Origin of the sequence: Robertmurraya korlensis, assembly GCF_023715225.1 — a bacterium.
In the GTDB taxonomy this organism is placed as follows: domain Bacteria; phylum Bacillota; class Bacilli; order Bacillales; family Cytobacillaceae; genus Robertmurraya_A.
In genome coordinates this window covers 52,215-79,066 of sequence record NZ_JAMBNS010000011.1, presented here as the reverse complement: position 1 = coordinate 79,066, position 26,852 = coordinate 52,215, and the positions used below count along the sequence as shown (strand labels likewise).

The following is a 26,852-nucleotide window of genomic DNA, read 5'->3' as shown; positions in this document are numbered from 1 at the left end:
GCCAGATCATGAAAATATCAGTCATTTCGGATGATTTAACGGGGGCAAGTGATTGTGGGGGGCAATTAGTCCGTTTTGGTTTAAAGGTTTCCGTTGTGGTACAAGAAAATTCTAAGGAAGTTAATGATTATGATGCAGTTATCTACAATACAGATAGTCGCTCTGTAAGCGAGGTTGAGGCTTACGAAAGAGTGAAAAAGGTATGTGACACGATAAAATCCGGTCCAATTGACCTGATCTATAAAAAGATTGATTCAACCATGAGGGGAAATATTGGTGAGGAAATCAATGCCATCTATGATTCTTTTTCCCCGGATTTCGTGATTATTGCCCCTGCCTTTCCGGTGAATGGGCGTAAAGTCATCAATGGGGTTCATTATCTGAACTCCGTTAAATTGGAGAATACAGAGGTGGCAAAAGATCCAAAAACACCTGTCAGGGATTCAGAGATTAAAAGATTAATAGAGAATCAATCGAAGCGGAAGGTAGAGCATATTACATTTCAAGAGATCCATCAAGGGTATGACACGATCATGGATAAACTAGCTTCATGTAAGAAAAATAGGATCTCTTATATTACGGTTGATTCTGCTCAAGAGTCTGATTTGAGAAAGTTAGTAGAGTTGATTCACCAGACCAATTTCTCCGTCGTTTGGGTGGGTTCTGCCGGTTTAATGAATTATTTACCGGAGACTTATGGGATGAGACAAGTCCCAAAAACGATTCCTTTGCCTGTTCATCATGAACCTGTTCTCTTGGTTGTTGGCAGTGTTAGTGCAACAGGGAGGTCCCAGTTGCAGCATCTTTTGAACTATTCGGATACGGTTGGACTGGAAATGGATTCGGCAAAAGTTTTGCTGGATGAAGATGTAAAAGCTAGGGAATTAACGCGAATTCTGTCTGGGGCTAAAGAGGCCTTTTTGCAAGGGAAAAATGTAGTGTTATACTCTTCGAATAATGTGATTGAAACTCGTAAAATCGGAGAGCAACTGGGATACGATGCGGTTAAAATCAGTAATATCATTTCAATGGTATTAGGTGAATTTGCGGCAGAAATGATCTGTGTTCATGATTTAAAGTATCTATTTTTAACTGGAGGAGATACCGCTCAGCAAGTGTTCCTTCAATTAAATGCGTATGAATTTATTTTACTGGACGAAGTAGAATCCGGTATCCCGCTTGGTCGGGTATTCACAGACAAAGAGTTATTTATTGTCACTAAGGCTGGGAACTTTGGCTCAAAGGAAGTCATGTTGAAAGCCGTTTATAAACTTCATGGGAGGAATTATGATGAAACCGATTATAGGGATTACCATGGGCGACGCCGCAGGAGTGGGTCCTGAGATCATCGTGAAAGCCTTGAGCCATCCATCTGTTTACGAAATATGTAGACCAGTTGTGATTGGTGATGCGAAAATGATCGAAAGAGCGATTCGTATCACTCAATCATCATTAACCGTTGCGGCGGTTGCATCTGTGACTGAAAGCAAATTTGAATTTGGTAGAATTGATTGTATTGATCTGGATTTACTACCTGCTGACCTGCCTTTTGGAGAATTATCACCACAAGCAGGAGATGCTGCCTTTCAATATTTAAAGACGGCAGTTGAACTGGCGAAGAATAAGGAGATTCAATCGATCTGTACTGCGCCATTAAATAAAGAAGCCCTCCACAAGGGAGGACATCTATATCCAGGACATACCGAAATCCTTGCAGAATTAACGGAAACGGTGGATTATTCGATGATGTTATCTTCACCCAAATTAAAGGTCATTCATTTGACCACACATGTTGGCCTGATTAAAGCGGTTCAGTCTATTACTCCAGAACGGACGTATAAAGTGGTGAAGCTTGCCCACGAAACATTAACACGTGCAGGCTATACAAATCCAAGAATCGCGGTTTGCGGAATTAACCCACATGCGGGTGAAAATGGCTTGTTTGGAGAAGGGGAAGAGGAAGAAAAACTAGTTCCAGGAATTGAGCAAGCCATGGCTGAAGCAATAAATGTAAGCGGTCCACACCCTGCAGATACCGTCTTTTTCCGAGCGGTTCGTGGTGATTTTGATCTGGTTGTTGCCTGTTATCATGATCAAGGCCATGTGCCAATTAAGGTATTAGGTTTGGAAGAGGGGGTTAATATCACGGTTGGTTTAAATGGTGGTGTGATTCGCACCTCTGTAGACCATGGCACTGCATTTGATATTGCCGGTAAAAATATAGCTGATGAAAGAAGTATGCTTGCAGCCATCCAATCTGCTGCTGATTTGTCTCCAAAAGAAGTTTTCAATTAAGAATCTGATGTAAAAAGAGTTTTAAGGGGGCTTAAAGAAAAATTCCTCGTGTAGTGTGAATGGATTAAGGGTCATTCGGGCAGTTAACACTCAGGAATATTTTTAAGTTCCCCGAGAAAACACAGACCATAAGGATAGGACCTGAAATCTCAGGTCCAAGCTTTTCAAAAGGGAAAGTATATTCGAAAAATGTAACCCCTTACTTATTGTAGAGAGCTATTTTGAGAAGTTCCCAGAGATATATATTTTGATAAAAATTTAATTAGAAAGTTAAGGTGATTAGGGTGATTAGTATGAGTAATAATAAATTAGTCATTAACAAGTCCATTCCAAACGGAAAATTATATCATGATGAATATACAAATATTGATTTTTCTTTAATTCCATCTGGTCCTTTTCCAACCGCACATGCACCAACTATTACTAAGTTAGACAATGGAGATTTATTATGTGCATGGTTTGCAGGTTCATTTGAAGGCAGTCCCGATATTTCAATTGTTTTATCAAAATTTAGTCATGAATCGGGGGAGTGGAATGAACCGAAGATTGTCTCTCAGGATGATACACGTAGTGAGCAAAACCCATCATTTTTCCAGGCTCCTGATCAATCAGTATGGTTAATATATACTTCTCAGGAAGGTCGACGACCGGATAAAGATAATATGCAGTTTACGTCCATTATTAAATATCAGAAAACATACGACAACGGTGAAAATTGGACTGAACCAGAAGTATTATTTAGCAAGCCAGGTACATTTGTTCGACAAACGATTCAAGTATTAAGTAATGGTAGATGGATATTTAGCACGTGGGTATGTGAAGATTCAGAACTAGGTCTTACAAATGATCCTACAGTATTTCAAGTGTCAGATGATGAAGGACTAACATGGAAAGAAGTACGCATGCCTGATAGTAACGGACGAGTTCATGCTAATGTGATTGAATTAGAAGATGGTCATTTAGTGGCATTTATGAGAAGTAGATTTGCGGATTATATTTATAGAAGTGAGTCAACGGATAATGGAGATTCTTGGACAGTGCCTGAGCCAACCGTCTTACCAAATAATAATTCAAGTATAAGTGCAATCAAACTGGATAACGGTGCAATTGCTATAGCGTATAATGCAAACTCTGCTAATAATCCTGAAAAAGGGAAAGTAGCTTGGCCAGGATTAAGAAACCCGGTAGTGGTTTCGGTGTCTGAAGATGGCGGAAATACTTGGCCAATCGGCCGAATTATTGAACATGCAGAAGGTTTCATTGGAGCAGAGAATAAAACGAATAATTCACAATTTGAATATCCTACTATTTATCAAGATACGGAAGGACATTTGCATTTAGTATACGCATATAAGAATAGAATATGTGTGAAATATAATAGTTTTTCAGTTGAAGATATCTATGGTGAAAAGCGTGAAAATGAAGGGGTTTACAATCCTACATCTGGAGAAATAAGTTAGATATCAAGTTATCGCATAATTGTATTTTGATAGCCACTTTGGGATAAAACCAAGTTAACTAAATATCTAGTTAACTTGGTTTTGAAAGAGAGAGGAGAAACAAAAAATGACAATCGAAATGATTCTTGCCCTTGGTATCTTAATCCTGATGATTGGATTGATTATGTCAGACAAAATGGCATTCGGCGCACCACCAATCCTTGCTTGCCTTTTGCTAGTAGTCGTCGGTCTTTCCACTGTTCAGGAGGCTTTCGCAGGCTTTGTGAACCCAAGCGTTATCATGATCGCAGGCTTTATGGTTGTAATGGCGGGACTAATGAAGACTAGATTGATTGGAAAGGTTCAGTCCTCTATGCTCGCTTTGGTAAATAAGGGCGGTTATAAAAGTTATGCTCTTTTGCTCGTGGTAGTCATGCTTGGTGCCAGTTTAGTAGGGTCTGGTTCCACTGGTTATTATGTACTGATTTTATCCTTAATATCTACTATCCCTTACAATAAAAAAATGCCTACATCCAAATTGATGATGCCTTTGGGGTTTGCTACTAATCACCCTTTACTTCCTTTCAATGTAGCACTCTTCTATGGTGTTACTGTCAGTGTACTGGAAACGGCAGGTTATACCGGTGGGCTGTCAATGTCGAAATTTGCTGTAGTCAATTTCATCCTGGCTCTTGGTTTCTTGGTATGGAGTTTAATTGCTTATCGTCTTCTACCGGATCATCCAATTACGGAAGCTTCTGAATATGATGAGGTGGCGGCTACGACTGAGATTGAGATTTTGCCTGCGTGGAAAGAATACTCTACCATCGCTGTATTTATCATTAGTGTTGTTGGTATGATGTTAATGAGTGTGATAGGCAATGCTGCCTATGTAATCCCTGGCCTTGCAGGTGCATTCTTACTAATGATCAATGTGCTTGATTTCAAAGAAGTTCGAGATAATATGGGGGCACCTGTAATCCTTATGATGGCTGGTGTTATCGGTGTTGCTGACGCTCTAGCTAACTCAGGATTCACAGTGATGATCGGTGATGTTGTGGCGAATTCATTGGGCAATAATGTAAGCCCATTCATTCTTATCTTTATCTTTGCACTTCTAACTAGTACCTGTGCTACTTTTACTGGTTCCAATATGGGTTCTGTATTCATCTTTGCGCCAATTGCTATTGCTACCAGCATGAGTTTGGGACTTAATCCTGTTGCTGCTGCAACTGCTGTTGTAATATCTGGATGGAACGGAGGGTACATGCCAGTCGATGGTATGCCTGCTATGATTTTAGGTATGGGTAAATATAAGCTTCCACAGTTCTGGTTATTCTCCGTACCTATGTACTTATTCCGTATTCTTGCGCTATGCATAGGTGCTATGATTATGTTCCCTGTAAGCTGATAAAATGATAGAAGGGCATTGCCATCTAATGGGGCAAAGGTCTCGCGACAAGCCGATGGAGTAATCCATCGGCTTTGTTTCAGGTTCTGACTGAGGCTCCTTCTTTTTAAATTTGGTGATTTTAGTGGAGTTTTTAGAAGAGAGGATATTATTGAAAAAGGAGAAGGGGTGATATTAAGAATATAAAGAGCTCACTTGGGATAAATTATCTTTAAGTCTCTTCCAATGGTGATGCTTTATGATATTAGATAGATGGATTTTAGTAGGAATTATTTCTACTAGTACGATAATAATCTTGAGAATGGTTCCAAAGAAAAAAGCAAGAGAAGCTTGGGTACTTTTTTTATCTATGGGAATGATTACATGGCCAGCGGGTTTGCTTGCAGTGGAAATGGGTTGGATTAAATATCCTGTTCAACTACTTGCAAAAGCAAATGATTATAATAAGGCTAGTTTTACGTATGAATTCTTTTTATTCCCTATGACCTCTGTTGTATTTAGCTTATATTATTCAAAAGTCGTATCTAAAATTGGTCAGTTTCTATATTTCTTCCTATTTGCAAGTATATTTACCATATTGGAAGTTATTTTAGAGAAGACAACTAGGCTCGTGGAATACGATGAATGGAAATGGTATTGGACACTTATTACTTTAATAATTACGTTATTTTTAAATCATAAATATTATGAATGGTTTAAAAAGAGATTGACAGTGGTCTCATCATGACTAAAGAAATTATTGTAATCATAGTTTCATGGGTCATTTCAATATATTGCTTACTTAAATATGTTCCAAGGGAAAGGCTAAGAGAAGCCCACATCTCTTTATTAATGAGTCAAACTCTTGCTTGGATATTTGAATTTATTCAAGTTCATTTTGAGTTGGTAGAGTTTCCTTTTAGAGAATTTCACAATGCAACCAAAATGAGTTTTTCTCTTCACTATATAGTGTTACCTTCTTTTGGGGTATTTTTTATACTCTTATATCCTTTGAAAAAGGGTTTATACAGAAGAATTTTACATTACCTGATTTTTTCAGCAGCACTTCCATCCTATACTTCAATAGTGGAACATTTCACGTCATTAATTGAATTTAAGAAATGGAATTGGTTCATAGCTGTATGCGCTAACTTTATTTTGTTATGGATTTTAAAAAAGTTTGTATTTTGGTTTCGTAAAGAATTAACTTAATTGAAAGAAGAGGGAATCAAAAAATAAAGGAGCCCGTACAATAATAGAATTAACGTTAAAACTTATCAACGGTTTTAAAAATCCAATAACATATAAAACCCTAATCTCCTGCTTTATGTAGGAAATCAGGGTTTTACTTTTGAAAAGCTAGCTGAAACAATATTACTTCGAACTTAAAGCACCAACCACGGGATGTGGAACATAAGGTTCTTCTAAATATCCAACTTCTTCAGTGGTTAACTTAACCGTTAAAGCACCGACCGAATCTTCAAGATGAGAAATTTTCGTAGCACCAATAATAGGAGCGGTTACTGGTTCTTTCTGAAGCAGCCAAGCAAGTGCGATTTGGGATCTTGGCACACCATGTTTATCTGCTAATTCTGCAACTCGTTCGACAACAAAACGGTCGTTATGTTCTGTTGAACCGTACTTAGATTTTTGCGTTGCATCCGTTTCAGAACGGAGAGTGTCTTCTGACCAATCACGAGTTAATCTACCTGATGCTAGAGGGCTATATGGAATTACGCCAATTTTTTCTTCTTTACATAGTGGCAGCATCTCCCGTTCCTCCTCACGGTAGATGAGGTTAAGGTGATTTTGCATGGATACAAATCTAGTCCACCCATTTTTCTCGGCTACATGTAACGCCTTCAAAAACTGCCATGAATACATGGCAGATGCACCTATGTATCTTACCTTTCCAGCCTTCACTAGATCATGGAGGGCTTCCATCGTCTCTTCGATAGGGGTGTTGTAATCCCATCGATGAATTTGGTATAGATCTACATAATCCGTTCCAAGTCGTTTGAGGCTCTTATCAATTTCGCTCATAATATGTTTTCGGGATAATCCTTTACTGTTCGGACCTTTGCTGTTTAAATCTTTGCCTAACGGGAAATAAACCTTTGTTGCAATGACAACTTCATCTCGGTTTGAAAAATCTTTAAGGGCACGTCCGAGAAATTCTTCACTCGTTCCATCTGAGTAAACGTTTGCAGTATCGAAAAAATTGATTCCCATCTCAAGAGCTTTTTTAATAACTGTGCGACTGCTCTCTTCATCAATTACCCAAGGATGCATCCAACGTTCCTTCACGCCAAAACCCATACAACCAAGGCAAATTCTAGATACATCTAATCCCGTGTTACCAAGTTTGGTATATTCCATTTGAAAAATTCCTCACTTTCCATATTTGTTATTCATTTATTATTAGTATAAAAGTATATGTGTTTCTTACAATTGTTAATTAAGAAGAATATGTATATTAATGAACAAAACTGAAAAAAATGTTCATTATTTTTAAAAAAAGTGATACTTGGACAAAAAGACTGCCAACAAACTTAAAACACATTAGTTTGTCGACAGCCTTAAGCAGTAGAGGTTTCTATTTTTTTCTCCATCTAACTAACGGTTTTGAAATAATCGGCGTCAACACACCTGAAAGAATCGCTTCAGTAATTCCATTAGTGGCTACAATGGTAAGTAGGGCAGGCAAGAGCTGCTCTATGTCTAACTTCAAAAAGTTCGCATATGGCTCCCTATAAAATAAATAAATGAGTCCAAGTACTAAAACAGTATTTGTTAAAGACCCTAGCACTCCGGCAATGCTCATTCTTACTGTTTCATTGAGCTTCCCGCTGAGTAATCTATGGAACACAAATGCTGCAACTACACCAATTAAAATTCGAGGTAAAATTGATACAAGCGGATTCGTGAAAACAATGGGTGCAATTACGCTTGTAGGGGCGACAAATGCTCTGATGAATGTGATAAGTCCCCAGATGCCTCCCACAATAGCTCCTTCCTTCGTTCCAAGGACGATTGCTGCGATAATGACCGTAACCTGAATAAACGTCAAGCTAAGAGGTCCCATCGGAATATATCCTAAAAAAGGGATGGTCGTTTGAATAATGATGATAGCAGAAAGCATCCCTAATAGGACCATTCGGAATGTCTTATTTTTTTTGTTCATAAATAAACTCCTTTTTATTAGATAATATATTCTCTGTTATCATTCTACAAATAAGATCTCTTGCTTTTGATATTAGCAAATTTTCTTCAGTATGAATATTGATGACGGCCATAAATATTCAAAGTTTCATGAAGAAGGAATATTATCTGATAGTAGAGAATACACACCTAAAAGGTAGAAGAAGTGAGGTGTTTTTTAAAATGATTCCATTCAGTCTGATAGAGCAAAAGAAAGTAACAAATAATTTAGTTATTGTCTTACCTGGGGCGGGTTACACCACACAGGCTCCATTGTTACGATTTACAACGGGCGTATTCTACAATAAAGGTTTTGATGTCTTACATATTAACTATACATTTAATAGGCAGGAGTTATCTGAGCTAAGTGAAGAGGTTTTCGCTAGAGATGTACAGCTAGTTATTAGGAATGCAATTAAGAGCAAAAAATATAGTAATTACTATATAGTGGCTAAATCAATTGGAACAATTGCTTTAAGTCATCTCTTAAATGATACGATGTTTAAAGACGCGAAAGTAGTATGGCTGACCCCATTGCTGCAAAGAGATGTTGTATTTAACGCAATGGTTAATAGTGATCATAAGGGACTTTGTATTATTGGAGATGAAGATAGTTGTTTTATTGCGGAACGTTTTGAAAGATTGAAAGATAATCCTAATCTTATATGCAAAATAGTTGATGGCGGAAATCACAGTTTAGAGCTCGATGTAGATCCAATAAAATCTATCGATATATTGAAAAGTGTAATTGTTGATATTAGTGAGTTTTAAAAACAAATAAGGTTAGTTAAATAAGGAATTACAAAATGATTACCGAATATAATATCTCTAACATTAGCTCGAGGAGGAAATCAATGTATATAGCCATCGGTATTCTAGTATTCATATTCATGGGTATTTCCATAGGATGAGTTCTATATTACAAGAATTGGGCATTGATTTATTCTGCATATGGTAATGAAGAGTATTTCGGTATCGTTGCAAAATTAAAGGCAGAAGGGCTGAAATATAGAACCCATATTCCAAACAGAGGCTTTGATAATCGAGTTGATCGGTTTAAGGATCATACACAATTTGATATATATGTAAAAAAAGAGGATGAGCACCTAGCTGTTAAAGCATTACACAAAAGATATTCTAATCATTGAAAAAGGAGTATGGATGAAGGGCTTTGCTTAAGGATCGTTTAATTGAACATACGTAGTCCTCGATATAGTAAATTTAGGAAAAGATATTATTATTCACAAGTTACTTTCCTAGTGAGATGATCAGAGTATCTAAACAAGGGGCGTTTCCAAAATAGAGAGCTTGGTTACCCTACTAAAGAGTTGAAACATCAGTTCAACAGCAAATACATAATTTTGAGGGAAGAAGTTATGAAATTACTAACGTTAAACTGTCATTCATGGCAGGAAGATAATCAATACGAGAAAATAACGCTTTTGGTCGAAACGATAAAAGAACATTCTTATGATGTGATAGCATTACAAGAGGTAAACCAGACCGTGGAAGAAGAAATTGTATACGGAAATATAAGAAAAGATAATTTTGCTTTAGTCTTAATAAACGATCTGAAAAAACTAGGGGAAGATCAATACTCACTTGTTTGGGGATTTTCCCATTTGTATAAAAACTTTGAAGAAGGTTTGGCCATCATTACAAAACATCCTGTGATAGAAGAACACTCTTTCTATGCCTCAAATAGCTTGGATTCAGCTAATTGGAAGACAAGAATGATTGTTGGTGCAAGCATTCAATACGACGATAAACCACTTTCTTTTTATTCTTGTCATATGGGGTGGTGGCATGATGAAGAAGAACCCTTCAAAGATCAGGCAGATAACCTCCTTAAATATGCAAATATGGATAATATAGCTTTTTTTATGGGTGACTTTAATAACGATGCCTTCGTTGATGGGGAGGGCTATGAATATTTACTCAGTCATGGACTAATTGACACCTATCATCTTGCAGAGAATAAAGATGAGGGTGTGACGGTAGAAGGTGAAATTGCTGGATGGGAAGGCAATGTTTTGAAAAAAAGAATTGACTTAATTCTCACCAGTCACCCAGTTCCAGTGATTTATTCCAATGTCATATTTAATAACAAAAATAAATCAGTCGTATCTGATCATTATGGAGTAGAAATAAAATTAAATGTGATTGGATAGGGGAGTGGAATATGGAAAATAACGTTTTTGAACAAATGGCCCAAAGATATGATACAGAAGACAGAATGGAATTGGCTAAAGTAATTGTTAAGGAAGTAAGACCCGAATTACAAAATTGTCAATCGAAGACATTAATTGATTATGGAAGTGGTACGGGTCTGGTGAGCCTAGAACTAACAGATTTAGTAGATTCTATTTTGTTGGTTGATTCATCAAAACAAATGTTGGACGTTGCAAAAGCTAAGATTTCTCACAAAGGAATAACTAACGCAACAGTCCTTTATTCAGATTTTACTCAAGACACTCCTGAACTTAAGGCAGACATCGTGTTATTGTCACTAGTTCTTCTGCATATTCCAGATACTAAAAAAATTTTACAAGAATTGTTCAACATATTAAATCAGGGTGGGAAGCTAATTATTATTGATTTTGATAAAAATGACATAATAAATCATCCGAAGGTTCATAACGGTTTTTCGCATGAAGATCTGAAAGAAAAATTATCTGAAGCTGGATTTAAATCAATTAATATTAAGACTTTTCATTATGGAAACCGTATTTTTATGAATCAAGATGCCTCCATGTTTATATCTAGTAATATAAAGTGATTTCACATAATCTATAAAAAAGAACCAGTCATATCAAGGATTTTTTCCCTGTTGATGTGACTGGTTCTGACTTTAAAATGTATAAGATTCTCCATCATCTGGCACAAGAACGTTGGAGGAGATTCCTTTTTCCTTCGTAAAGCATTTTAATTCTTCTCTAGATAATGTCCAATGATTCACAGCCTCCATATGAACAGAGATTATTTTCGCGTCAGGAGCTGTCTTATAAACTTCGAAAATATCTTCTTTTCCCATTACAAGAGATCCGCCTTCTAGGAATTGATTATCTCCACCATTTACCACAATAATATCTGGTTTGTGTGTGTTAATGACTTCTTGAACACCTTCATACCAAACGGTATCACCCGCTACATATAGGGTCTGTTCATTAATATGTTTAAAGACAACGCCGCACACTTGCCCAACAAGCTTTAAGATTTCTCCTCTTCCGTGCTCGCCTTTCGTTTTGATCAATTGAATGTCTTCAAATAGTGTATTTTCCTGTAATACTTCTGTATTTTGAAAACCAGCACTGTGAATTACTTTCGCATCTTCCTCATTTTGTACAAACATTTTCATTTCTTTTGGCAGTATTTCTTTGGCAGCATCATCCCAGTGATCCAAATGCAAATGGGTGAGAATGACCGCATCTACATTATGGATGAGGTGATCAATTGAAACCGGTAAGCCTACTAAAGGATTGTTTTGATCTTGTCTTAATGAATTTGGGAAAGGAGGATAAGTTCCTTTCTTGGCTAAAAATGGATCTATTAAAAACTTCTTTCCTGCATAATGGACAACGATTGTTGCATTGCGGATTTGTTGTATATTCATAGTTTTTATCTCCTTTTCATAAATCTAGATATAGTTTATACTATGTGCCATAAACAGTTACATAGATGAATTCAAGTCTTTTGGTCGTTTTACTTGATTAATGAAAGGAGTTGTTCATGTGTTAGATCATACTGATTTGCTTATTTTAGATGAGTTAACTAAAAACAGTCGTATTACTATGAAGCAGTTGGGTGAAAAAGTCCATTTGACTGGTCAAGCCACCTCAGCAAGAGTGGCGAAGTTAGAGGATAGTGGAATTATTGAAGGGTATACGATTAACATTAATCAAGTAAAGATGGGGTACGTTATTCACGCAATGATAAGTATTTTTACTCAAAGCACTTTTCATGAACCATACCTGACCTTCATAAATTCACAAGAAGAATATGTAATAAATAACTATAAAATTAGTGGAGATAGTTGTTATCTTCTAGAATGTAAATTTCCGTCCAATAAGGAATTAGACGAATTTTTAATAAGCTTGAACAAACATGCAAATTACAAATTATCTATTGTTATAAATAAATAGTGACTAAGAGAGGTTTATAACTTTTGAATAGGGGTATATGTCACTGTATGATAACGCATTTGGATGGGATGTTAAGCTCGTTTCAATATTTTGATTAAAATACTAACCTGAACAATTATCTATTTTATCAATCATGTTGCTTAATATCTCATCAATATTAGATGTTTACTAGTTTATTCAAAACTCCCGGGTGAATTGTTGGGATTTCATAAATCCATTGATTGCTGTACAAAAAATAACCTTTCAGAAAGTTTAACGGGTTCGGTACTATAGTACAAAAATCTAATTAGCAAACAAATTAGCATTTTCGCGGAGGTATAGGAATTAATAGGCGGAGAAATTCCGGTTAATGTGTATAGTAGGGGCTCAAGAAGCGGATATAAGCGGATATATTCCGATTAACTTCTCTATATATAACTAAATCTAAAGATTAGGTTCATATAAGCGGAAAAACTCCGCTTATATTGCAGGAAATGTTGGTATTTCCCAAAATAAACGGAATTTTTCCGTTTATTTTTCAAACTTAGTGAAATCGATGTTCTATTATTTTGTAGAGTGCAAATTAATATAAAAAATGCTTGGAGACACAATGTTCCAAGCATTGCATATCAAATTGCCTGTTCATTTGCGTGTGAATGACCGTTTGAATAGCAAGGTTCGTTCTAATTTTGTACTTCAAAATCGAACCCCTTCAGTAAAGTTGAAGGGGTTTTATTCATACTATTTTTTCTCAATGATAACAAATAAGACACCTGTGAGAATTAGGATAGAGCCGATCCAAAAGGTTATACCTAGTGTCTCTCCAAGGATAAGCCATCCAAGTAATGTTCCCACCAAAGGCTGAAAGAAGAAAAATATCCCCCCGCTTGAGGCGTTGAGCATCTGTAATCCACGATTCCAAAGTAGAAATCCACATGCGGTTGAAATAATCCCCAAATACAAGAGTCCTCCCCAAATGGTCGGGTCAGTCAGTTGAGCGATATTCATTTCATGTAACCGTGGCAGAACAAAAGGAGTCAGCACGAACAGAGCGACCGAAATGGAATAGGTTGTTACCACAATTTGTGAATAATCACTAGGTAATCGCTTGATGAGTACAGACATGAACGCCCATGTTAGAGCGGCAATAAATAGGGCGATGCCTCCAAGCGAACTGGACATATTTACATCGCCAATTCCAACGATGAGAAGTACTCCAATGGTGGCCAAACCAACGGAGATTCCCTTTCTTAACGTTAATCGCTCTTTAAGGATTAAGCGAGCAAATACAACCATAAATGCTGGTGTTGAAGAAGTGATAATCGCGCCCATTTGTGCTGTGGATAGCATCGTTCCCGTTTCCTGAGCTACGATTGAAATAGCATTGCCAATGATTCCAATGGCTATGATTATTAAAAAATACTGTTTTTCAATTCGCCATTTCTGTTTGGTGATCAAGCCGATAATGAGAAGTGCAACAATAGCGACTAAATACCGCATCCACACAAGTTCTAGTGGAGGAATCACCTCTACTACCACTTTTACCACAACGTACATTCCGCCCCAAATACTTGAAGCTAATATCAAATATAAAGAACCTAATAAGGTATTTTTCATTTTCTGTACCCTCCGTCTTTTAATTAGGTCGAGAATGCCCCTAACGGAGAGATGTAGTCACCTTCACTCCATTAAGAGCAAGGGACGACTGGTACATCATTTTCAAATAACGGAGTCCAATACATTTTGATTCACCTCTAGTCGAATTTCACTTTTTAGAAAATTATAACAAATAATGGGGAACTCTTGTGTTATTAGTTTATTAAGATTGATAGAGATTTATCTCTAGGTTCTTCATCTAAGGATTGCATCGTATATTTGCTGTGTGATTGATATGTCAGCATGACGTTGAATCTCAATGTACATGACTTAAGCTCCTTTAAGTGTTATACACGGGTGTTGAGTGTTATACACAAACAGATGTAAACTATCGATAAATAATTAAACAGATTATAACACTGGGGGAAATGAGATGAAATACTTCGTAGTTGATGCTTTTGCAGAAAAAGTTTTTGAAGGAAATCCAGCAGGAGTATGTATCATGAATGAGTGGATATCAGATGAACTTATGCAGAAAATCGCCATTGAAAATAACTATCGGAAACGGCTTTTGCAGTAAAAGAAGAAGTAAGTTCTTATCGACTGAGATGGTTTACGCCTGGAGGAGAGATTAATCTTTGTGGTCACGCCACGTTAGCAACGGCATTTATCATCCTCAATTATTATGAGAAGCAATTGAATCGTGTGAAGTTCAATACAATCAGTGGAGAGTTAATCGTAAATAAACAAGAAGATTTATATGAACTAGATTTTCCTTCTGTTCCTTCAGAAGAAATTTCTGTTACGGAGCAAATGATCAGCGCTCTGGGAATTGTGCCAAAAGAAGCTTACTTAAATAGAGATCTTGTATTTATCCTAGAATCTGAGGAAGAAGTGAGAAACGTAAGTCCTAATTTTGCCGCATTAGAAACATTGCCAGAAGGATTGGGTGTTTGTGTTACGGCCAAAGGAAGCGAATATGATTTTGTCTCCAGAGGATTTTTTCCTAAGCTAAAAGTAAATGAAGATCCCGTAACAGGTTCCTTACATTGTAGCCTAATTCCGTTTTGGGCAAATAGACTAGGAAAGCAGGAAATGGTGGCTAGACAAGTATCAAGTAGAGGTGGCACACTTTATTGTAAACATGAGGATACACGAGTAAAGATGGCTGGAAGAGCCGTTTTATATTCAGAAGCCGAAATTAATATTGGGATTTAGATTTAGCTTTTAATACATGAGGGGTGAAGGCTTGAAACGTATTCATTATAGTTGGGTGATTTTATTTATTGCGTTTTTTTCTATCATAACAGCGGGTATCATACGTTCCTCCTCAGGAGTGTTCATCGTACCTTTTGAAAATGAATTTGGATGGGATCGGTCAACCATTTCATTTGCTTTTGCGATTAGTCTTCTTCTATACGGGATATCAGGTCCATTTATGGCTGCATTAATAGAGGTGATGGGCCTTAAGAAAATGATGATCTTAGCCATGACCACATTGTTAGTGGGTATTTTACTTACCTTTTTTATGGTGAAGCCATGGCAGTTAGTTTTAATTTGGGGAATCATTATTGGTTTGGGCTCTGGTTTGTTCTTAACCGTACTTAGTCCCTATATTGCCAATCAATGGTTTGAAAAGAGAAGAGGACTTGCTCTCGGGATTTTAACAGCAAGCACAGCAACAGGACAATTAATTCTTCTCCCATTACTTGCAATACTGATTGAAACACATTCCTGGAAATGGGCGATGGGTTTAATTCTGATCCTTAGCCTCATAATGCTGGCTATGATCTTATTATTTATGAAGAATTCACCTCAGGAAGCGGGGCTTCTTCCATATGGGCAAGAAGAGGCTTCAGCTTTAAAAAAGGTGGCGAAAAAGGAAAATCCTATAACCATTGCCTTTCAAATCTTATTTGAAGCGATCAAAGTAAAGGAATTTTGGTTACTAGCAGGGAGTTTTTTTATCTGTGGTCTTTCGACTAGTGGGCTGATTGGAACGCATTTTATTTCCTACTGTATAGGCTTTGGTTTTACTGCTGTAACGGCCGCTTCCATGCTCTCGTTAATGGGGGTGTTTGATTTAATAGGAACCACTCTTTCTGGTTGGTTTTCCGATCGCTTTGATAATCGTTGGTTGTTGTTTTGGTATTACGGTTTAAGAGGAGCTTCGCTTTTGTTTCTCCCATTTGCGCTTTCTGATGGTTCCTATATTTTTCTAATCATCTTCTCTGTGTTTTACGGCTTAGATTGGATTGCTACTGTCCCACCAACGGTTAATATTACAAGGCAAATTTTTGGAATAGAGAAAAGTGTAGTGGTATACGGATGGATTTTCGCAGCCCATCAATTAGGCTCAGCAGTAGCTGCAGGAGGAGCAGGAATACTATACAAAATGTTTAACTCCTATACCTGGGCATTTGCTTTAGCTGGAATGTTTTGTTTATTGGCGAGTCTCTTTGTAGTAGTGATTAAAAAGGAACGTATAGAAGTGGAAGTAAATCATTCGTATATCGCTAAATAGGATATTGCTATAAAAGGATCGCTACGGTTAAATGGGGTTCTGTTCCCTGTCACAAAAAATCAACATGTATATTAAAATGACCATCAAGTTGTATGTGAAATTGATGGTCATTTTTTATTGATATAACGCGAATAATGATAAAAATAGGCGTAAAACTGTAGTCCAATTTGTAAGGTTACAGAGAGTTCTGTTACCACGCAAATGGGACTGCAAGAAACCATGTTTTTCTTTTGACTTTGACTCTGTAATGATTCATTGATGATTTCGTATAGGTAAGAGAATGAATAGACGGAGAAATTCCGGCTAATGTATATAAAGGAAGCTTAAGAAGCAGAAATAAGCGGAGGAATTCCGGTTAACTGCTCTAAATAAGCTAAAATTCAAAGATTTGGATCACATAAGCGGAAAAACTCCGCTTATTCTTAAGGAAATATGGGTATTTCCCAATTTAAACGGAATTTATCCGTTTATTTATCAAACACAGTGAAATCAACATCAGCTTTATAACAGAATGTATCATGCATTTTAAGTGAAGGCCTTACACTAAGGTGATCCTTTTTTTATATGAAAAAATATGGAATAGGTAAGCTGAAAATCTCCTTAACTTTTGATCATATCCTTTTTAATTAAGCAATCTTCTATGGATTGTATGGCCCATACTTCGTCAGTTCCAATAGCCTTTATATATATTTTACTTCCAGGTTTAATTCCTGATGCTAGAATATCCATGATAGACTTGACTGAGTATTTTAGATTAATAGTTTCTCCTTTGTACTCTAGAAAAATATCTGATTTATATTTATGAGCTAAACTTACTAAGAGGGTTGCGGGTCTTGCAAATCCAGTTTCCTTAATAATATTTAACTGCTGTTTAATCATTTTTTCACCTCAAATATAAAGATAAACGGTCTTTTTTTCGAGCTGCCTATGTTAATAATTTATTATGTCATAATAATTAGGAATCACTTAGCACATTCCTATCAAGTTTTTGCCTAATTCTATTAACCCTGTTTACCTAATAAATGAATATCAGTTATAATGACTGAAGGTGAAGATAAAGGAGAATGAATCATGTCAGAGAAAATTTACAAACAGAAACTAGAGCTTTCCTCCCTTATTGAGCGATTATCCAAACAGGATGGTGTCCATCCTACCTCGATTCCCTCTTTATTCCTCATTCGTGAATCCATTATTACTGAACCTATTTCTAGAGTAAATGAGCCATCTTTTTGCATAATTCTCCAAGGGGAGAAGGAAGTATTATTGGGGGAGGAACGATATGTGTATGGTCCGGGTCATTATATCGTGGCCTCCGTTGATTTGCCGGTAACAGGGCAAGTAAGAAAGGCCACAACAGAAGCTCCCTATTTAGCTCTCAAGCTTGAATTTACAACGGAACAAGTGTTAGAAGTTATTGATGAGACAGATATTCCGTTTAATCAGAGAAAACATCCAAAACGAGCTATGTTTGTTAGCGAAGTAGAACCATCTTTGTTAGATGCGGTGTTAAGATTAGCTTGTTTATTAGAAAATCCAAAGCACATTCCTATCCTTGCTCCCTTAATTAAGAAAGAAATAATCTATTGGATTTTACAAGGCCCACATGGAGGGGCACTTGAACAAATAGCACTAGAGGGTAGCAATGCGGCTAGAATAAGAGAAGTGATCGACCATATTATCAAAAATTTTGAAGAACCCTTTCGAATTGAAGAGCTCGCTGAAATCGCCAATATGAGCGTGTCGTCTCTGCATCGACATTTCAAAGAAGTAACAGCTATGAGTCCTATTCAGTTCCAAAAACAATTGCGGTTGCAAGAAGCTAGGCGCTTGTTATTAGCTGACCCGAAAGATGTAGCTAATGTTGCATTTAGAGTGGGGTACGAAAGTCAATCGCAATTTAGTCGTGAGTATTCCCGTATGTTTGGCTTTTCGCCTCGAGTAGATATTAACCGACTGAAAGAGAACCATGTGTAAGTAAACAAGATGTTTAGATGATGAAAAGTCTAATTGAAAATAGGGGGGGCATTGATCCAAGAAGGATTAATGCTTTTTTTGGTTGAGCTTATTGAACCAAAGGGGGGGTTACGGAAGAAGGATTTCTTAGAGTGAATGGACCTTTTAATATACCTGGGTCATACTAAATACAAAGAAAGAAGCAATAGTAACTTCAATGTTTTTGGGGGTAGTTATATACTTATATATTAACTTAGAGAATGGCTCTCTGAAATAGACTAAGGAGTGAATGTATGTACGATTTAGTTAGTAAATTATTTAGTGTAACTGGAGAGTATGAGTTTGAAAGTTTTTTAGTAGTCATATTGTTGTTTCTAGGTTTCTTTTTTTTATTAAAGAAATGGCCTCGATACATAAAATTGTTGGATAAGCAGATTAAAGAGGAAGAGGACAAAAAGGGGAAGGCCGTAAATAAACGAATTTTTCATATATTTAATGTGTTGATAGTCACATTGGTTCTTTTTATTATTATTAGACAAGTGACACTGGTACCTTATTATAATGATCGGGCAGAAGAAATTATAAAGGAATGGAATAAAGATGGGTCAGTGGCTGAGCGGATAGAGAATGGGAAAGAAAAGGTGTATTTTGATTCGGTATCGGTGGTAGGTAGAAGATCGAGTAACCAGCAAACAATGGAAAATATACTTTATAAAGAAGAAAAAGATAGAGACATATGGGAGTATGTGTATATCAGAGGGGATAAGTTAATTAATCCACAGAAAGAGTTATTCTTTAATGGGCTAGGAGAATTTATTAAAATACGTGCGAAAGTATTTGAGGACCCGAGTATTGAGAAACCGTATATGACTTACACGTATATAGACAAAGAAGATGTCTTTTGGTTAAAAGGTTATTATGATGTAGAAGTATATACGAATGATTTACGTAATGATTAAGGGAAAAAGTAGTTTACGGAGGAATAGGAATGACCGTTGCATTTGAATTTTAGAGATTCTTATTAGTTTGTCATTCAAATTGTTTTGGTATTTTTGTAAGGGGGGCGTCCACAAGAATGATTGATGCCACTTGTTTGTTGGATTTTTTAGAAAAGAAGCAGTTTAGTTGTGCGACATTATTAAAGAAAATTAGTTCGCTATTCAAAATTTAAGTAGTTTGAATTTATATACTTAAAGTAATCTTGCCTAAGTTAAAATAGACGAAATAATAGCATTTGTAGTGTAGTGTAATATTTGTATTCGTAAAAAGGAGGATTTTACTTTTGAATATTTTAATTTTAGGTGCAACTGGACGAGTTGGAAGTCAAATAGTGACTTATGCCCTTCATGACAGACATCATGTTACTATATTAGTTCGCACTCCAGAGAAGTTTCAAATAAATAATGAAAATTTAACCATTATTCAAGGGAATGTTTTAAATAAAGATGATTTAGTATGTGCAATGCATGGGATTGATGTAGTTATTAGTGCGCTGAATACTGATGGCACAACCACTCTATCAGAAAGTATGCCACTTATTATCGAAGCGATGGAAAATGAAGGTATGAAACGAATAATAACAATAGGAACTGCGGGTATTCTGCAAAGTAGAACCACGCCAAATTCTCTGCGTTATCAATCAAGTGAATCAAAGCGGAAGTCAACCCGTGCAGCGAAAGAACATCATAAGGTGTATGATCTGCTTAAACAATCAACACTTGAATGGACCATTGTATGTCCAACGTATTTACCAGATGGAGAAAGATTAGGTGAATACCGTGTGGAACGTGATTTTTTGCCAGTAGATGGAGTTAAAATAAATGTATCGGATACAGCAGAATTTACATATAAGCAGATTGAAAGTAACAATTATATAAAATCACGTGTAGGTATCGCCTACTAATAATATTCTCTTACGTTCTTACTTGCTGTCTCATAAAAATGGGATAGTCGTTTGAATAATGATGATGGCAGAAAGTATCCCTAATAGGACCATTTGAAATGTCTTATTTTTTTGTTCATGAATAAACTCCTTTTAACTTATGATATATTCTTCGTTATCATTTTACTCAATAGGGAAGCTAAAGCGAAGAAGCCTCACTCAATGGAGCGGTTTCTATTTGAATTTCTAGGTAAAATGAATGATTAACGTATTTCTATTCTATTATCCATTAGTAAATTTGTAAAAAAACGTAAGAAAAAGGATCGAATTTTGTTAACGTATTCTTTATAAAGCTATAAATATATCTACATACTAGTTCAACATCTCTTTTCTAGAATATAGTGGAATTCAATTTTAGATAGGGGATGGAGCACATGAGAAACAAATTATTAATAGGTACAGGGGTAGCTTTTACACTGTTATTCAGCCCGATCAGTCAGGCGTTTGCAGAAGAGCCAACAGTAGGTGAAAGAAAACAAGTGGATAATGTAGCGCACCGTGGTGCAACAGCTTATGCACCTGAAAATACGGTTGCTGCTTTTGATCTAGCGGTTGATATGAAAGCTGATTATATTGAAATCGATGTTCAAAGAAGTAAAGATGGTGAATTAGTCTTGATTCATGATACAACAGTGGATCGTACAACAGATGGAACGGGAAAAGTAGGGGATTTAACGTTAGAACAGCTTAGAAGTTTGGATGCGGGCAGCTGGAAAGGGGAACAATATGTAGGGGAACCCATTCCGACATTTGATGAGATTCTTGATCGTTACCGTGGGAAGGTTGGAATATTAATAGAATTAAAGGCTCCAGAGCTTTACCCTGGGATTGAAAAACAAGTGGCAGAAGCATTAAAAGAACGTAATCTTGATAAACCACAAAATGAAAAAATCATTATTCAATCGTTTAACTTTGAATCAATGAAGAAGACGAACGAGCTTCTTCCGCAAGTGCCAATTGGTGTATTGACTTCTAGCCGTGCCCATACAACACCGGAAGCGCTACAAGAGTTTTCAACCTATGCGGATTGGTTTAACCCAAGTTATGGCATTGTGACAGAGGAATTAGTAAATCAAGTTCACTCCCTTGGTATGAAAATTGGATCATGGACAGTACGTAGTCAAGAAGCAGCAGATTTTCTATTCAAAATGAAGGTTGATGCCATCATTACGGATTATCCGGATTATGTAGATCCTAGAAACTAATATTCTTGATGTTGGATAAAAAATAAAAAGAGTCGTATTTACGTAGAAAACGTTAAATACGACTCTTTTTATTATTGAATATAGTATTCAAAAAGCGTTGAAAAAAATGTAATTCTGTGATAAATTTATATAGATACACATCGTTAAATTAAAATTTAGTATATTATCCCTATCTTAATTATACGATGAAATCGATGCGTAGTCAACTCTTTTATTAAATTTTTTAAGGAGTGGTGGTATGAATTGGGAACTTCAGCAGGAGCAAGTACGAGTAGATCGTGTGATGGAGAGAATTACAGAGGAAATTAACAGAGTGGAAGAAGAGGCCGCGAGGAGTAAGAATGAAGTGGTTCAGATCCGCCGGCACTTTTGGGATGAAGTCAAGGTGAGTACAGATACCTTTGATGATTATCTTGAGACCATTATCGGTTTGCGGCAAGAGGCTCAAGCTCTATCCGTTAGCCAAAGTACGCATAGACATGCATCCAAGCGTTTATCCACGCTGCGTCGAATGCAGGAGGTTCCCTATTTTGGTCGGATTGATTTTATCGAAGAAGGGAATTCCACTCAGGATCAAATTTATATTGGGATTTCCTCGCTTAGTGATGCTAGCGGAGAAGATTTCCTGATCTATGACTGGAGGGCTCCTGTTTCGAGTGTGTACTACGATTATCAGCCCGGTTCGGCTCAGTATGTAACACCTGGAGGCACCATTCAAGGCATATTGGAGAAAAAGTGGCAATATCTTATCCGCGGTGGCGCTCTTCAATCTATGTTTGATACAAGTCTCACCATTGGAGACGAGATTCTACAGCAGGTTCTCGGTAAAGGTACCGACAAGCAGATGCACAATATCGTAGCGACCATACAACAGGAGCAAAACCGGATCATCCGTCATGACAAAGGGAGGCTGCTTATTGTTCACGGTGCAGCAGGGAGTGGGAAGACATCAGCGGCCATGCAACGAATTGCTTATTTGCTCTACAAATATCGAGATCGTCTAAATGCGGATCAAATCATTCTTTTTTCGCCTAATTCCATGTTTAATAGTTATGTGTCGAATGTGCTGCCGGAGCTTGGTGAAGAGAATATGCAGCAGGTCACCTTCCAAGAATATTTAGATCATCGTCTGAGTAAAGAGTTTTATGTTGAAAATCCATTTGAGCAATTGGAATATGTTTTAACAGCGGTGAATACTCCTTCGTACAGGTCCAGGGTTGCGAGTATCCAGTTCAAGGCATCAACCCAATTTTTTGAGGTGATCCAATTATATAGACAGTCACTTGAAGTTTCAGGAATGCTATTTAAGGACATTACCTTCAGAGGGAAACCAATCGTTACTGCCCAACAAATAGCAGAAAGGTTTTACAGTCATGACACCTCCCTTCGCTTCCATAACAGACTCGAAAGGTTGAGGGATTGGCTCATGAAGAAAATAAGTGAGCTCCAAAAGGAAGAGTGTACAAAGCCATGGGTTCAGGAGGAAATGGAGCTGCTAAGCAATGAAGAGTACCATAAGGCACATCGCTACTTAGCGGAAAAACGAGGCTTTAAAAGAGAAGAGATTGCCGATTATGAGATGGAGCAGGAAGCACTTGCTCGATTGATGGTTCACCAGAAATTGAAGCCGTTACGAAAACGAGTTCGAGCGTTTCGATTCCTAGACTTCATGGGGATGTACAAACAGCTTTTTGCTGATCCGCTGCAGATCCATGATTGGATTGAAGGGGAACCAGCGGGGTGGGCGGCTATCTGTCAATCAACGCTAGAAATGCTAGAGGAAAATAAACTTTATTATGAGGATGCTACGCCATTTTTACTTTTGAAAGAGCTGATTCAAGGCTTTCACATCAACAGTTCAATTAAACATCTCGTTATCGATGAAGCGCAGGATTATTCCCCATTTCAATTTGAGTTTTTGAGACGCTTGTTTCCTGCGGCAAGGATGACCGTGCTTGGCGACTTTAACCAGGCGATTTTCGCCCATGCTAGTGAAATGGTTAATTTCAACACTCTTACTAGCCTGTACGGACCGGAAGAAACGGAAATAATTAATATAGCCAGAAGCTACCGATCCACTAAACCCATCATCGAATTTACACGAAGACTCGTCCCTAATGGTGAAAGAATAATTCCGTTTGAACGAGACGGGGAACGACCAGTTCTGAAACAATTGGCCGATCACGCAGAACTTCACAGCTGTATTGCTTCCAAAGTTACAGAGTTGCAAAAACTAGGGTTTAATAGTATTGCAATCATATGCAAATCTGCTGAGGAAAGTAAAAGCGCCTATGAATCCCTGTCCAGCATCAATGATATTAAACTCTTAAAGAGCAGCTCGCTTGAATATGAGCAAGGAGTTGTTGTCGTACCGTCGTATTTGTCCAAGGGAATCGAATTTGAGGCCGTTATCATTTATGATGCATCAGAGCATGTATACGATGATGAGAGCCTTCGACGAGTTTTCTACACAGCATGCACAAGAGCGATGCATTATTTGCAGCTTTACAGCATAGGCGAACCGAGCCCGTTTTTACGAAATGTGTTGCGTGAGGGTTTCATTCAAGTAAGAGTTTGAGTGATCCAAGTGGAGGCAACTATTCATAAATGCAATTAATCTGGCTGCTCAGAGGCAGTCTCTTTTCTTATTTGTTGGGCTTGTTTTTCATTACACTATTTGGGTATTTAAATTAACTTATGGTAATTTTATTAAGTATTTATCATTAAATATTGTCATTGTTTGAAAAATAACCGGAAAAATTCCGTTTAAATTGGGAAATACCCCTATTTCCTTAAGAATAAGCGGAGTTTTTCCGCTTATGTGATCCAAATCTTTGAATTTTGGCTTATTTAGAGCAGTTAACCGGAATTCCTCCCCTTATTTCTGCTTCTTAAGCGTCCTCTATATACATTAGCCGGAAATTCTCCGCCTATTCATTCTCTTACCTATACAAAATCATCAATGAATCATTGCAGAGCCTAAGTCAAAAGAATCAATAATAATGACCATCCAATTTCACTTACAAATGGATGGTTATGTTGGATTTTGGTGACAGGTAACAGAACCCGTTACTTTTTAGCCTGTTTTTTGTTCTTCAGCAAAAGAAAGTTTGTTTCATGTTGAAACTTAAAGCTGACATTCTTAAGTAGAAAGTCAGCTTTTTTTGTTGGGAACTTGTCATTGTTAGGGTTGTAGCGGAGTCTTATAGTAAATGCTGAAATAAACCCGTGATATAGGATAGTCCTTTTATCGTGAATGATTTAACCCAACTTACTTTACCTGGTTTTAAGTTGGGGTCTTCTATATACGATTCATCCTTTGCTACTTTTAAGCTCTTTTTAAAGTATTGGTCCATTTCTTTTTCGAGATGTTCAGTGAATTCGATGCTATCAATGACGACCATGGACTCGGTATTTAAATACGCCGATCTGGCATCCACATTGAATGCTCCAATGGCACTCAATCGATCATCAAAGATAAATGTTTTGGCATGTATGGAGTCAGGTCCTTGATATTCCAATACATTCACACCCTTTTTTACCATTCCGTTGACATGTTTAATATGTCCTGAATAGGCCATCACGTTGGCTGTGGATGCTTTTGAATTCGTTAAATATGTTGTCTTTTCCGGTGGTACTTGTAACGAATCCATATAAGGGAGCATAGGTTTTGTTGGAATAATATACGGACTTTGGATGACTAAGGACTGTTTCGAATTCTTCATGAGATTCGTTAAATCATACCATGCCCAAGGTTCTTTATTAAATCTTTGTATAGGGTTGTGAATAAAGGTGACTTTTTTAGTAGGAAGAGATATATTCACCCAATCATAATAAGTATTGAATAATTTTTTATCCGTTTTCCTCAAATTCTCCAGTTTCTGTTTTAGTTGATGAGTGGCTTCTTTTGCTTTCTTCTGTTGGTTTGGTGATAGCTTATGAATAGGGGACTTTACGATGGAATGATTCCATACTTCATTAAAGTAGCCTTCCATTTGATTCAGAACACTATCTTCCTTTGTCTCAGGTTTTGTATTAATAATCAAAACATCTCGGTCATTCGTTGGGTTTTTTTCCCCTTCTTCAATAAAATAACGATTCCCGATATTTCTGCCGCCAGTCAATGCATATTTATTGTCAATAACAAGGATTTTATCATGAAGTCGATTATTCCACGTCCAAGGCAAGAGTGGATTAAAGGGTTCGTAAAATTTAACTTCGATATTTGGATGATTGACTAAGGCATATTGGAGATCTTTTAGACCAAATCTAAGACCATGGAAAATTCCATCTAACAGAATCCTTACCTTTACGCCACGATCAGCCGCATCCAAAATCATTCCGAAGATCAAATCGGTAATATATCCTTTATGAATCGCATAGTAGGCAATATCAATAGACTCCTGTGCATTTTCCATTAAATTTACACGGGCTACCCCTGAATACGTTTTTTCTTCCAGTAGAATGACACGATCCTGGGATATCTCATTTCCATAGAATCTTTCGACTTTATGCTCTTGTTTATAGGTGTTACTAACCTGTGGATAATTAACTTTAAAAATAACAACGGCGAATATGGTAACGTACAATAGATAAAAGATGAGAATTATCATAACCGCACTCCTAACTTTTTTTATTGAATGAACCTCCTTTCTAGTACCTAAAAAAGCCACAATAATTGTTTATAGTTTGTTCAACATTTTATACAATATGAAAGAACTTGGGTTAAACATGAAAAAAGCCAGGTTTTTATAAAAAATAGGGTGGGTTTAGAAAAAAATAAGGGGCTTGCAACCTAAAAGAAGAAGGCTGCCTCGATAAGGTCATTTTTTATAACCTTTTGAGGCAGCCTCTTTATTATGTTGTTATAGGATACAGTCCTTCTCTACAATGTCTATTAATTCTTTTAATTGAAGCACACTGTTTTCTAATGATAATGAGTAGTAGCGCATGGTTCCTTTTTGTTCAATCTTCACCAGTTGGTTATCTCTTAATATTTTCAGATGGTGAGAAATCGCTGGTCGGGAAAGTGTGGATGCATCTGCAATTTCATTAACACTTAGACTTTCATTTTTGGCCAATAGAAGGATAATATCTTGTCTAGCTGGATCACTTAGTGTTGTAAACAATGGAATACAAGAACGAAAAATCTCTATTGCTTGTTGTGTCATTATCAGACCTCATTT

24 protein-coding genes and 1 pseudogene are annotated in these 26,852 nt (G+C 36.8%); 18 read left to right on the top strand and 7 right to left on the bottom strand.

All coding sequences use genetic code 11. The features are described from left to right. Positions 1-8: 8 nt before the first annotated feature. From M3175_RS18640 to M3175_RS18615, 6 genes are all read left to right on the top strand, one after another. A complete protein-coding gene (locus M3175_RS18640; RefSeq protein WP_251522357.1) occupies positions 9-1,343 on the top strand; it encodes a four-carbon acid sugar kinase family protein in 1,335 nt (444 codons plus the stop codon). Further along, positions 1,291-2,295 (top strand): 4-hydroxythreonine-4-phosphate dehydrogenase PdxA, encoded by a 1,005-nt coding sequence (pdxA, locus tag M3175_RS18635; RefSeq protein ID WP_251522355.1) that lies wholly within the window; start codon positions 1,291-1,293, stop codon positions 2,293-2,295. The genes M3175_RS18640 and pdxA overlap by 53 nt, the downstream gene beginning before the upstream one ends. 293 nt (positions 2,296-2,588) lie before the next feature. After that, positions 2,589-3,755, top strand: coding sequence for a sialidase family protein (locus M3175_RS18630; RefSeq protein WP_251522353.1), 1,167 nt, complete (start codon positions 2,589-2,591; stop codon positions 3,753-3,755). A gap of 106 nt (positions 3,756-3,861) precedes the next feature. Next, positions 3,862-5,145, top strand: a complete 1,284-nt coding sequence (locus M3175_RS18625) for an SLC13 family permease (protein WP_251522351.1) — start codon at positions 3,862-3,864, stop codon at positions 5,143-5,145. A gap of 238 nt (positions 5,146-5,383) precedes the next feature. Beyond that, entirely contained in the window at positions 5,384-5,872 is a 489-nt protein-coding gene (locus M3175_RS18620) for a CBO0543 family protein (protein WP_251522349.1), read from the top strand. Further along, positions 5,869-6,336 carry a CBO0543 family protein gene (locus M3175_RS18615; protein ID WP_251522347.1) on the top strand — a complete coding sequence of 156 codons (468 nt, stop codon included), beginning with the start codon at positions 5,869-5,871 and terminating at the stop codon, positions 6,334-6,336. Before M3175_RS18620 ends, M3175_RS18615 begins: the two co-directional genes overlap by 4 nt. A gap of 162 nt (positions 6,337-6,498) precedes the next feature. Here M3175_RS18615 and M3175_RS18610 read toward each other — a convergent pair whose 3' ends face one another. Together M3175_RS18610 and M3175_RS18605 are read right to left on the bottom strand one after the other, a co-directional pair. Beyond that, positions 6,499-7,503, bottom strand: a complete 1,005-nt coding sequence (locus M3175_RS18610; protein WP_251522345.1) for an aldo/keto reductase — start codon at positions 7,501-7,503, stop codon at positions 6,499-6,501. 217 nt (positions 7,504-7,720) lie between these two features. Next, positions 7,721-8,308: an ECF transporter S component gene (locus tag M3175_RS18605; protein ID WP_251522343.1), complete on the bottom strand. Its 588-nt coding sequence runs from the start codon at positions 8,306-8,308 to the stop codon at positions 7,721-7,723. A 128-nt stretch (positions 8,309-8,436) separates the two neighbouring features. On the opposite strand from M3175_RS18605, the gene M3175_RS18600 reads away from it, so the two are divergent. The 4 genes from M3175_RS18600 to M3175_RS18585 all read left to right on the top strand — a co-directional run bounded on the left by M3175_RS18600 (position 8,437) and on the right by M3175_RS18585 (position 11,104). After that, on the top strand, positions 8,437-9,096 hold the full coding sequence (locus tag M3175_RS18600) for an alpha/beta hydrolase (protein ID WP_251522341.1): 660 nt from the start codon (positions 8,437-8,439) through the stop codon (positions 9,094-9,096). Between the two features lie 164 nt (positions 9,097-9,260). Further along, positions 9,261-9,473, top strand: coding sequence for a hypothetical protein (locus M3175_RS18595; protein ID WP_251522339.1), 213 nt, complete (start codon positions 9,261-9,263; stop codon positions 9,471-9,473). 228 nt (positions 9,474-9,701) lie between these two features. After that, positions 9,702-10,496 (top strand): endonuclease/exonuclease/phosphatase family protein, encoded by a 795-nt coding sequence (locus tag M3175_RS18590; RefSeq protein ID WP_251522337.1) that lies wholly within the window; start codon positions 9,702-9,704, stop codon positions 10,494-10,496. A gap of 11 nt (positions 10,497-10,507) precedes the next feature. Further along, positions 10,508-11,104 (top strand): class I SAM-dependent methyltransferase, encoded by a 597-nt coding sequence (locus M3175_RS18585; protein ID WP_251522335.1) that lies wholly within the window; start codon positions 10,508-10,510, stop codon positions 11,102-11,104. A gap of 72 nt (positions 11,105-11,176) precedes the next feature. On the opposite strand, the gene M3175_RS18580 is transcribed toward M3175_RS18585, so the two are convergent. After that, positions 11,177-11,938, bottom strand: a complete 762-nt coding sequence (locus M3175_RS18580) for an MBL fold metallo-hydrolase (protein WP_251522333.1) — start codon at positions 11,936-11,938, stop codon at positions 11,177-11,179. Positions 11,939-12,056: 118 nt separating this feature from the next. Between M3175_RS18580 and M3175_RS18575 the strand changes: the two genes are divergently transcribed. Next, positions 12,057-12,467, top strand: a complete 411-nt coding sequence (locus M3175_RS18575) for an Lrp/AsnC family transcriptional regulator (protein ID WP_251522331.1) — start codon at positions 12,057-12,059, stop codon at positions 12,465-12,467. A 720-nt stretch (positions 12,468-13,187) separates the two neighbouring features. Here the strand turns inward: M3175_RS18575 and M3175_RS18570 are convergent. Further along, positions 13,188-14,063, bottom strand: a complete 876-nt coding sequence (locus M3175_RS18570) for a DMT family transporter (protein WP_251522329.1) — start codon at positions 14,061-14,063, stop codon at positions 13,188-13,190. A gap of 412 nt (positions 14,064-14,475) precedes the next feature. On the opposite strand from M3175_RS18570, the pseudogene M3175_RS18565 reads away from it, so the two are divergent. Together M3175_RS18565 and M3175_RS18560 are read left to right on the top strand one after the other, a co-directional pair. Further along, positions 14,476-15,260 (top strand): annotated as a pseudogene (locus M3175_RS18565) (PhzF family phenazine biosynthesis protein). Between the two features lie 31 nt (positions 15,261-15,291). Continuing rightward, positions 15,292-16,566 carry an MFS transporter gene (locus tag M3175_RS18560; protein WP_251522327.1) on the top strand — a complete coding sequence of 425 codons (1,275 nt, stop codon included), beginning with the start codon at positions 15,292-15,294 and terminating at the stop codon, positions 16,564-16,566. Between the two features lie 600 nt (positions 16,567-17,166). On the opposite strand, the gene M3175_RS18555 is transcribed toward M3175_RS18560, so the two are convergent. Beyond that, positions 17,167-17,445, bottom strand: a complete 279-nt coding sequence (locus M3175_RS18555; RefSeq protein WP_251522325.1) for an HPr family phosphocarrier protein — start codon at positions 17,443-17,445, stop codon at positions 17,167-17,169. A 192-nt stretch (positions 17,446-17,637) separates the two neighbouring features. Here M3175_RS18555 and M3175_RS18550 point away from each other — a divergent pair, with 192 nt between their 5' ends. The 5 genes from M3175_RS18550 to helD all read left to right on the top strand — a co-directional run bounded on the left by M3175_RS18550 (position 17,638) and on the right by helD (position 24,244). Next, a complete protein-coding gene (locus tag M3175_RS18550; RefSeq protein WP_251522323.1) occupies positions 17,638-18,540 on the top strand; it encodes an AraC family transcriptional regulator in 903 nt (300 codons plus the stop codon). A 272-nt stretch (positions 18,541-18,812) separates the two neighbouring features. After that, complete coding sequence (locus tag M3175_RS18545; RefSeq protein ID WP_251522321.1) at positions 18,813-19,478, top strand: hypothetical protein; 666 nt, start codon at positions 18,813-18,815, stop codon at positions 19,476-19,478. 323 nt (positions 19,479-19,801) lie between these two features. Then, the gene (locus M3175_RS18540; RefSeq protein WP_251522319.1) at positions 19,802-20,422 is read left to right on the top strand and encodes an NAD(P)-dependent oxidoreductase; all 621 of its coding nucleotides are present in this window, start codon (positions 19,802-19,804) and stop codon (positions 20,420-20,422) included. A gap of 413 nt (positions 20,423-20,835) precedes the next feature. Further along, complete coding sequence (locus M3175_RS18535; protein WP_251522317.1) at positions 20,836-21,666, top strand: glycerophosphodiester phosphodiesterase; 831 nt, start codon at positions 20,836-20,838, stop codon at positions 21,664-21,666. A gap of 238 nt (positions 21,667-21,904) precedes the next feature. Next, positions 21,905-24,244, top strand: a complete 2,340-nt coding sequence (gene helD, locus M3175_RS18530; protein WP_251522315.1) for an RNA polymerase recycling motor HelD — start codon at positions 21,905-21,907, stop codon at positions 24,242-24,244. A gap of 625 nt (positions 24,245-24,869) precedes the next feature. Here the strand turns inward: helD and M3175_RS18525 are convergent. Together M3175_RS18525 and M3175_RS18520 are read right to left on the bottom strand one after the other, a co-directional pair. Continuing rightward, positions 24,870-26,279 carry a phospholipase D-like domain-containing protein gene (locus M3175_RS18525; protein ID WP_251522313.1) on the bottom strand — a complete coding sequence of 470 codons (1,410 nt, stop codon included), beginning with the start codon at positions 26,277-26,279 and terminating at the stop codon, positions 24,870-24,872. Positions 26,280-26,531: 252 nt separating this feature from the next. Next, the gene (locus M3175_RS18520; protein ID WP_251522311.1) at positions 26,532-26,837 is read right to left on the bottom strand and encodes an ArsR/SmtB family transcription factor; all 306 of its coding nucleotides are present in this window, start codon (positions 26,835-26,837) and stop codon (positions 26,532-26,534) included. Positions 26,838-26,852 lie beyond the last annotated feature (15 nt).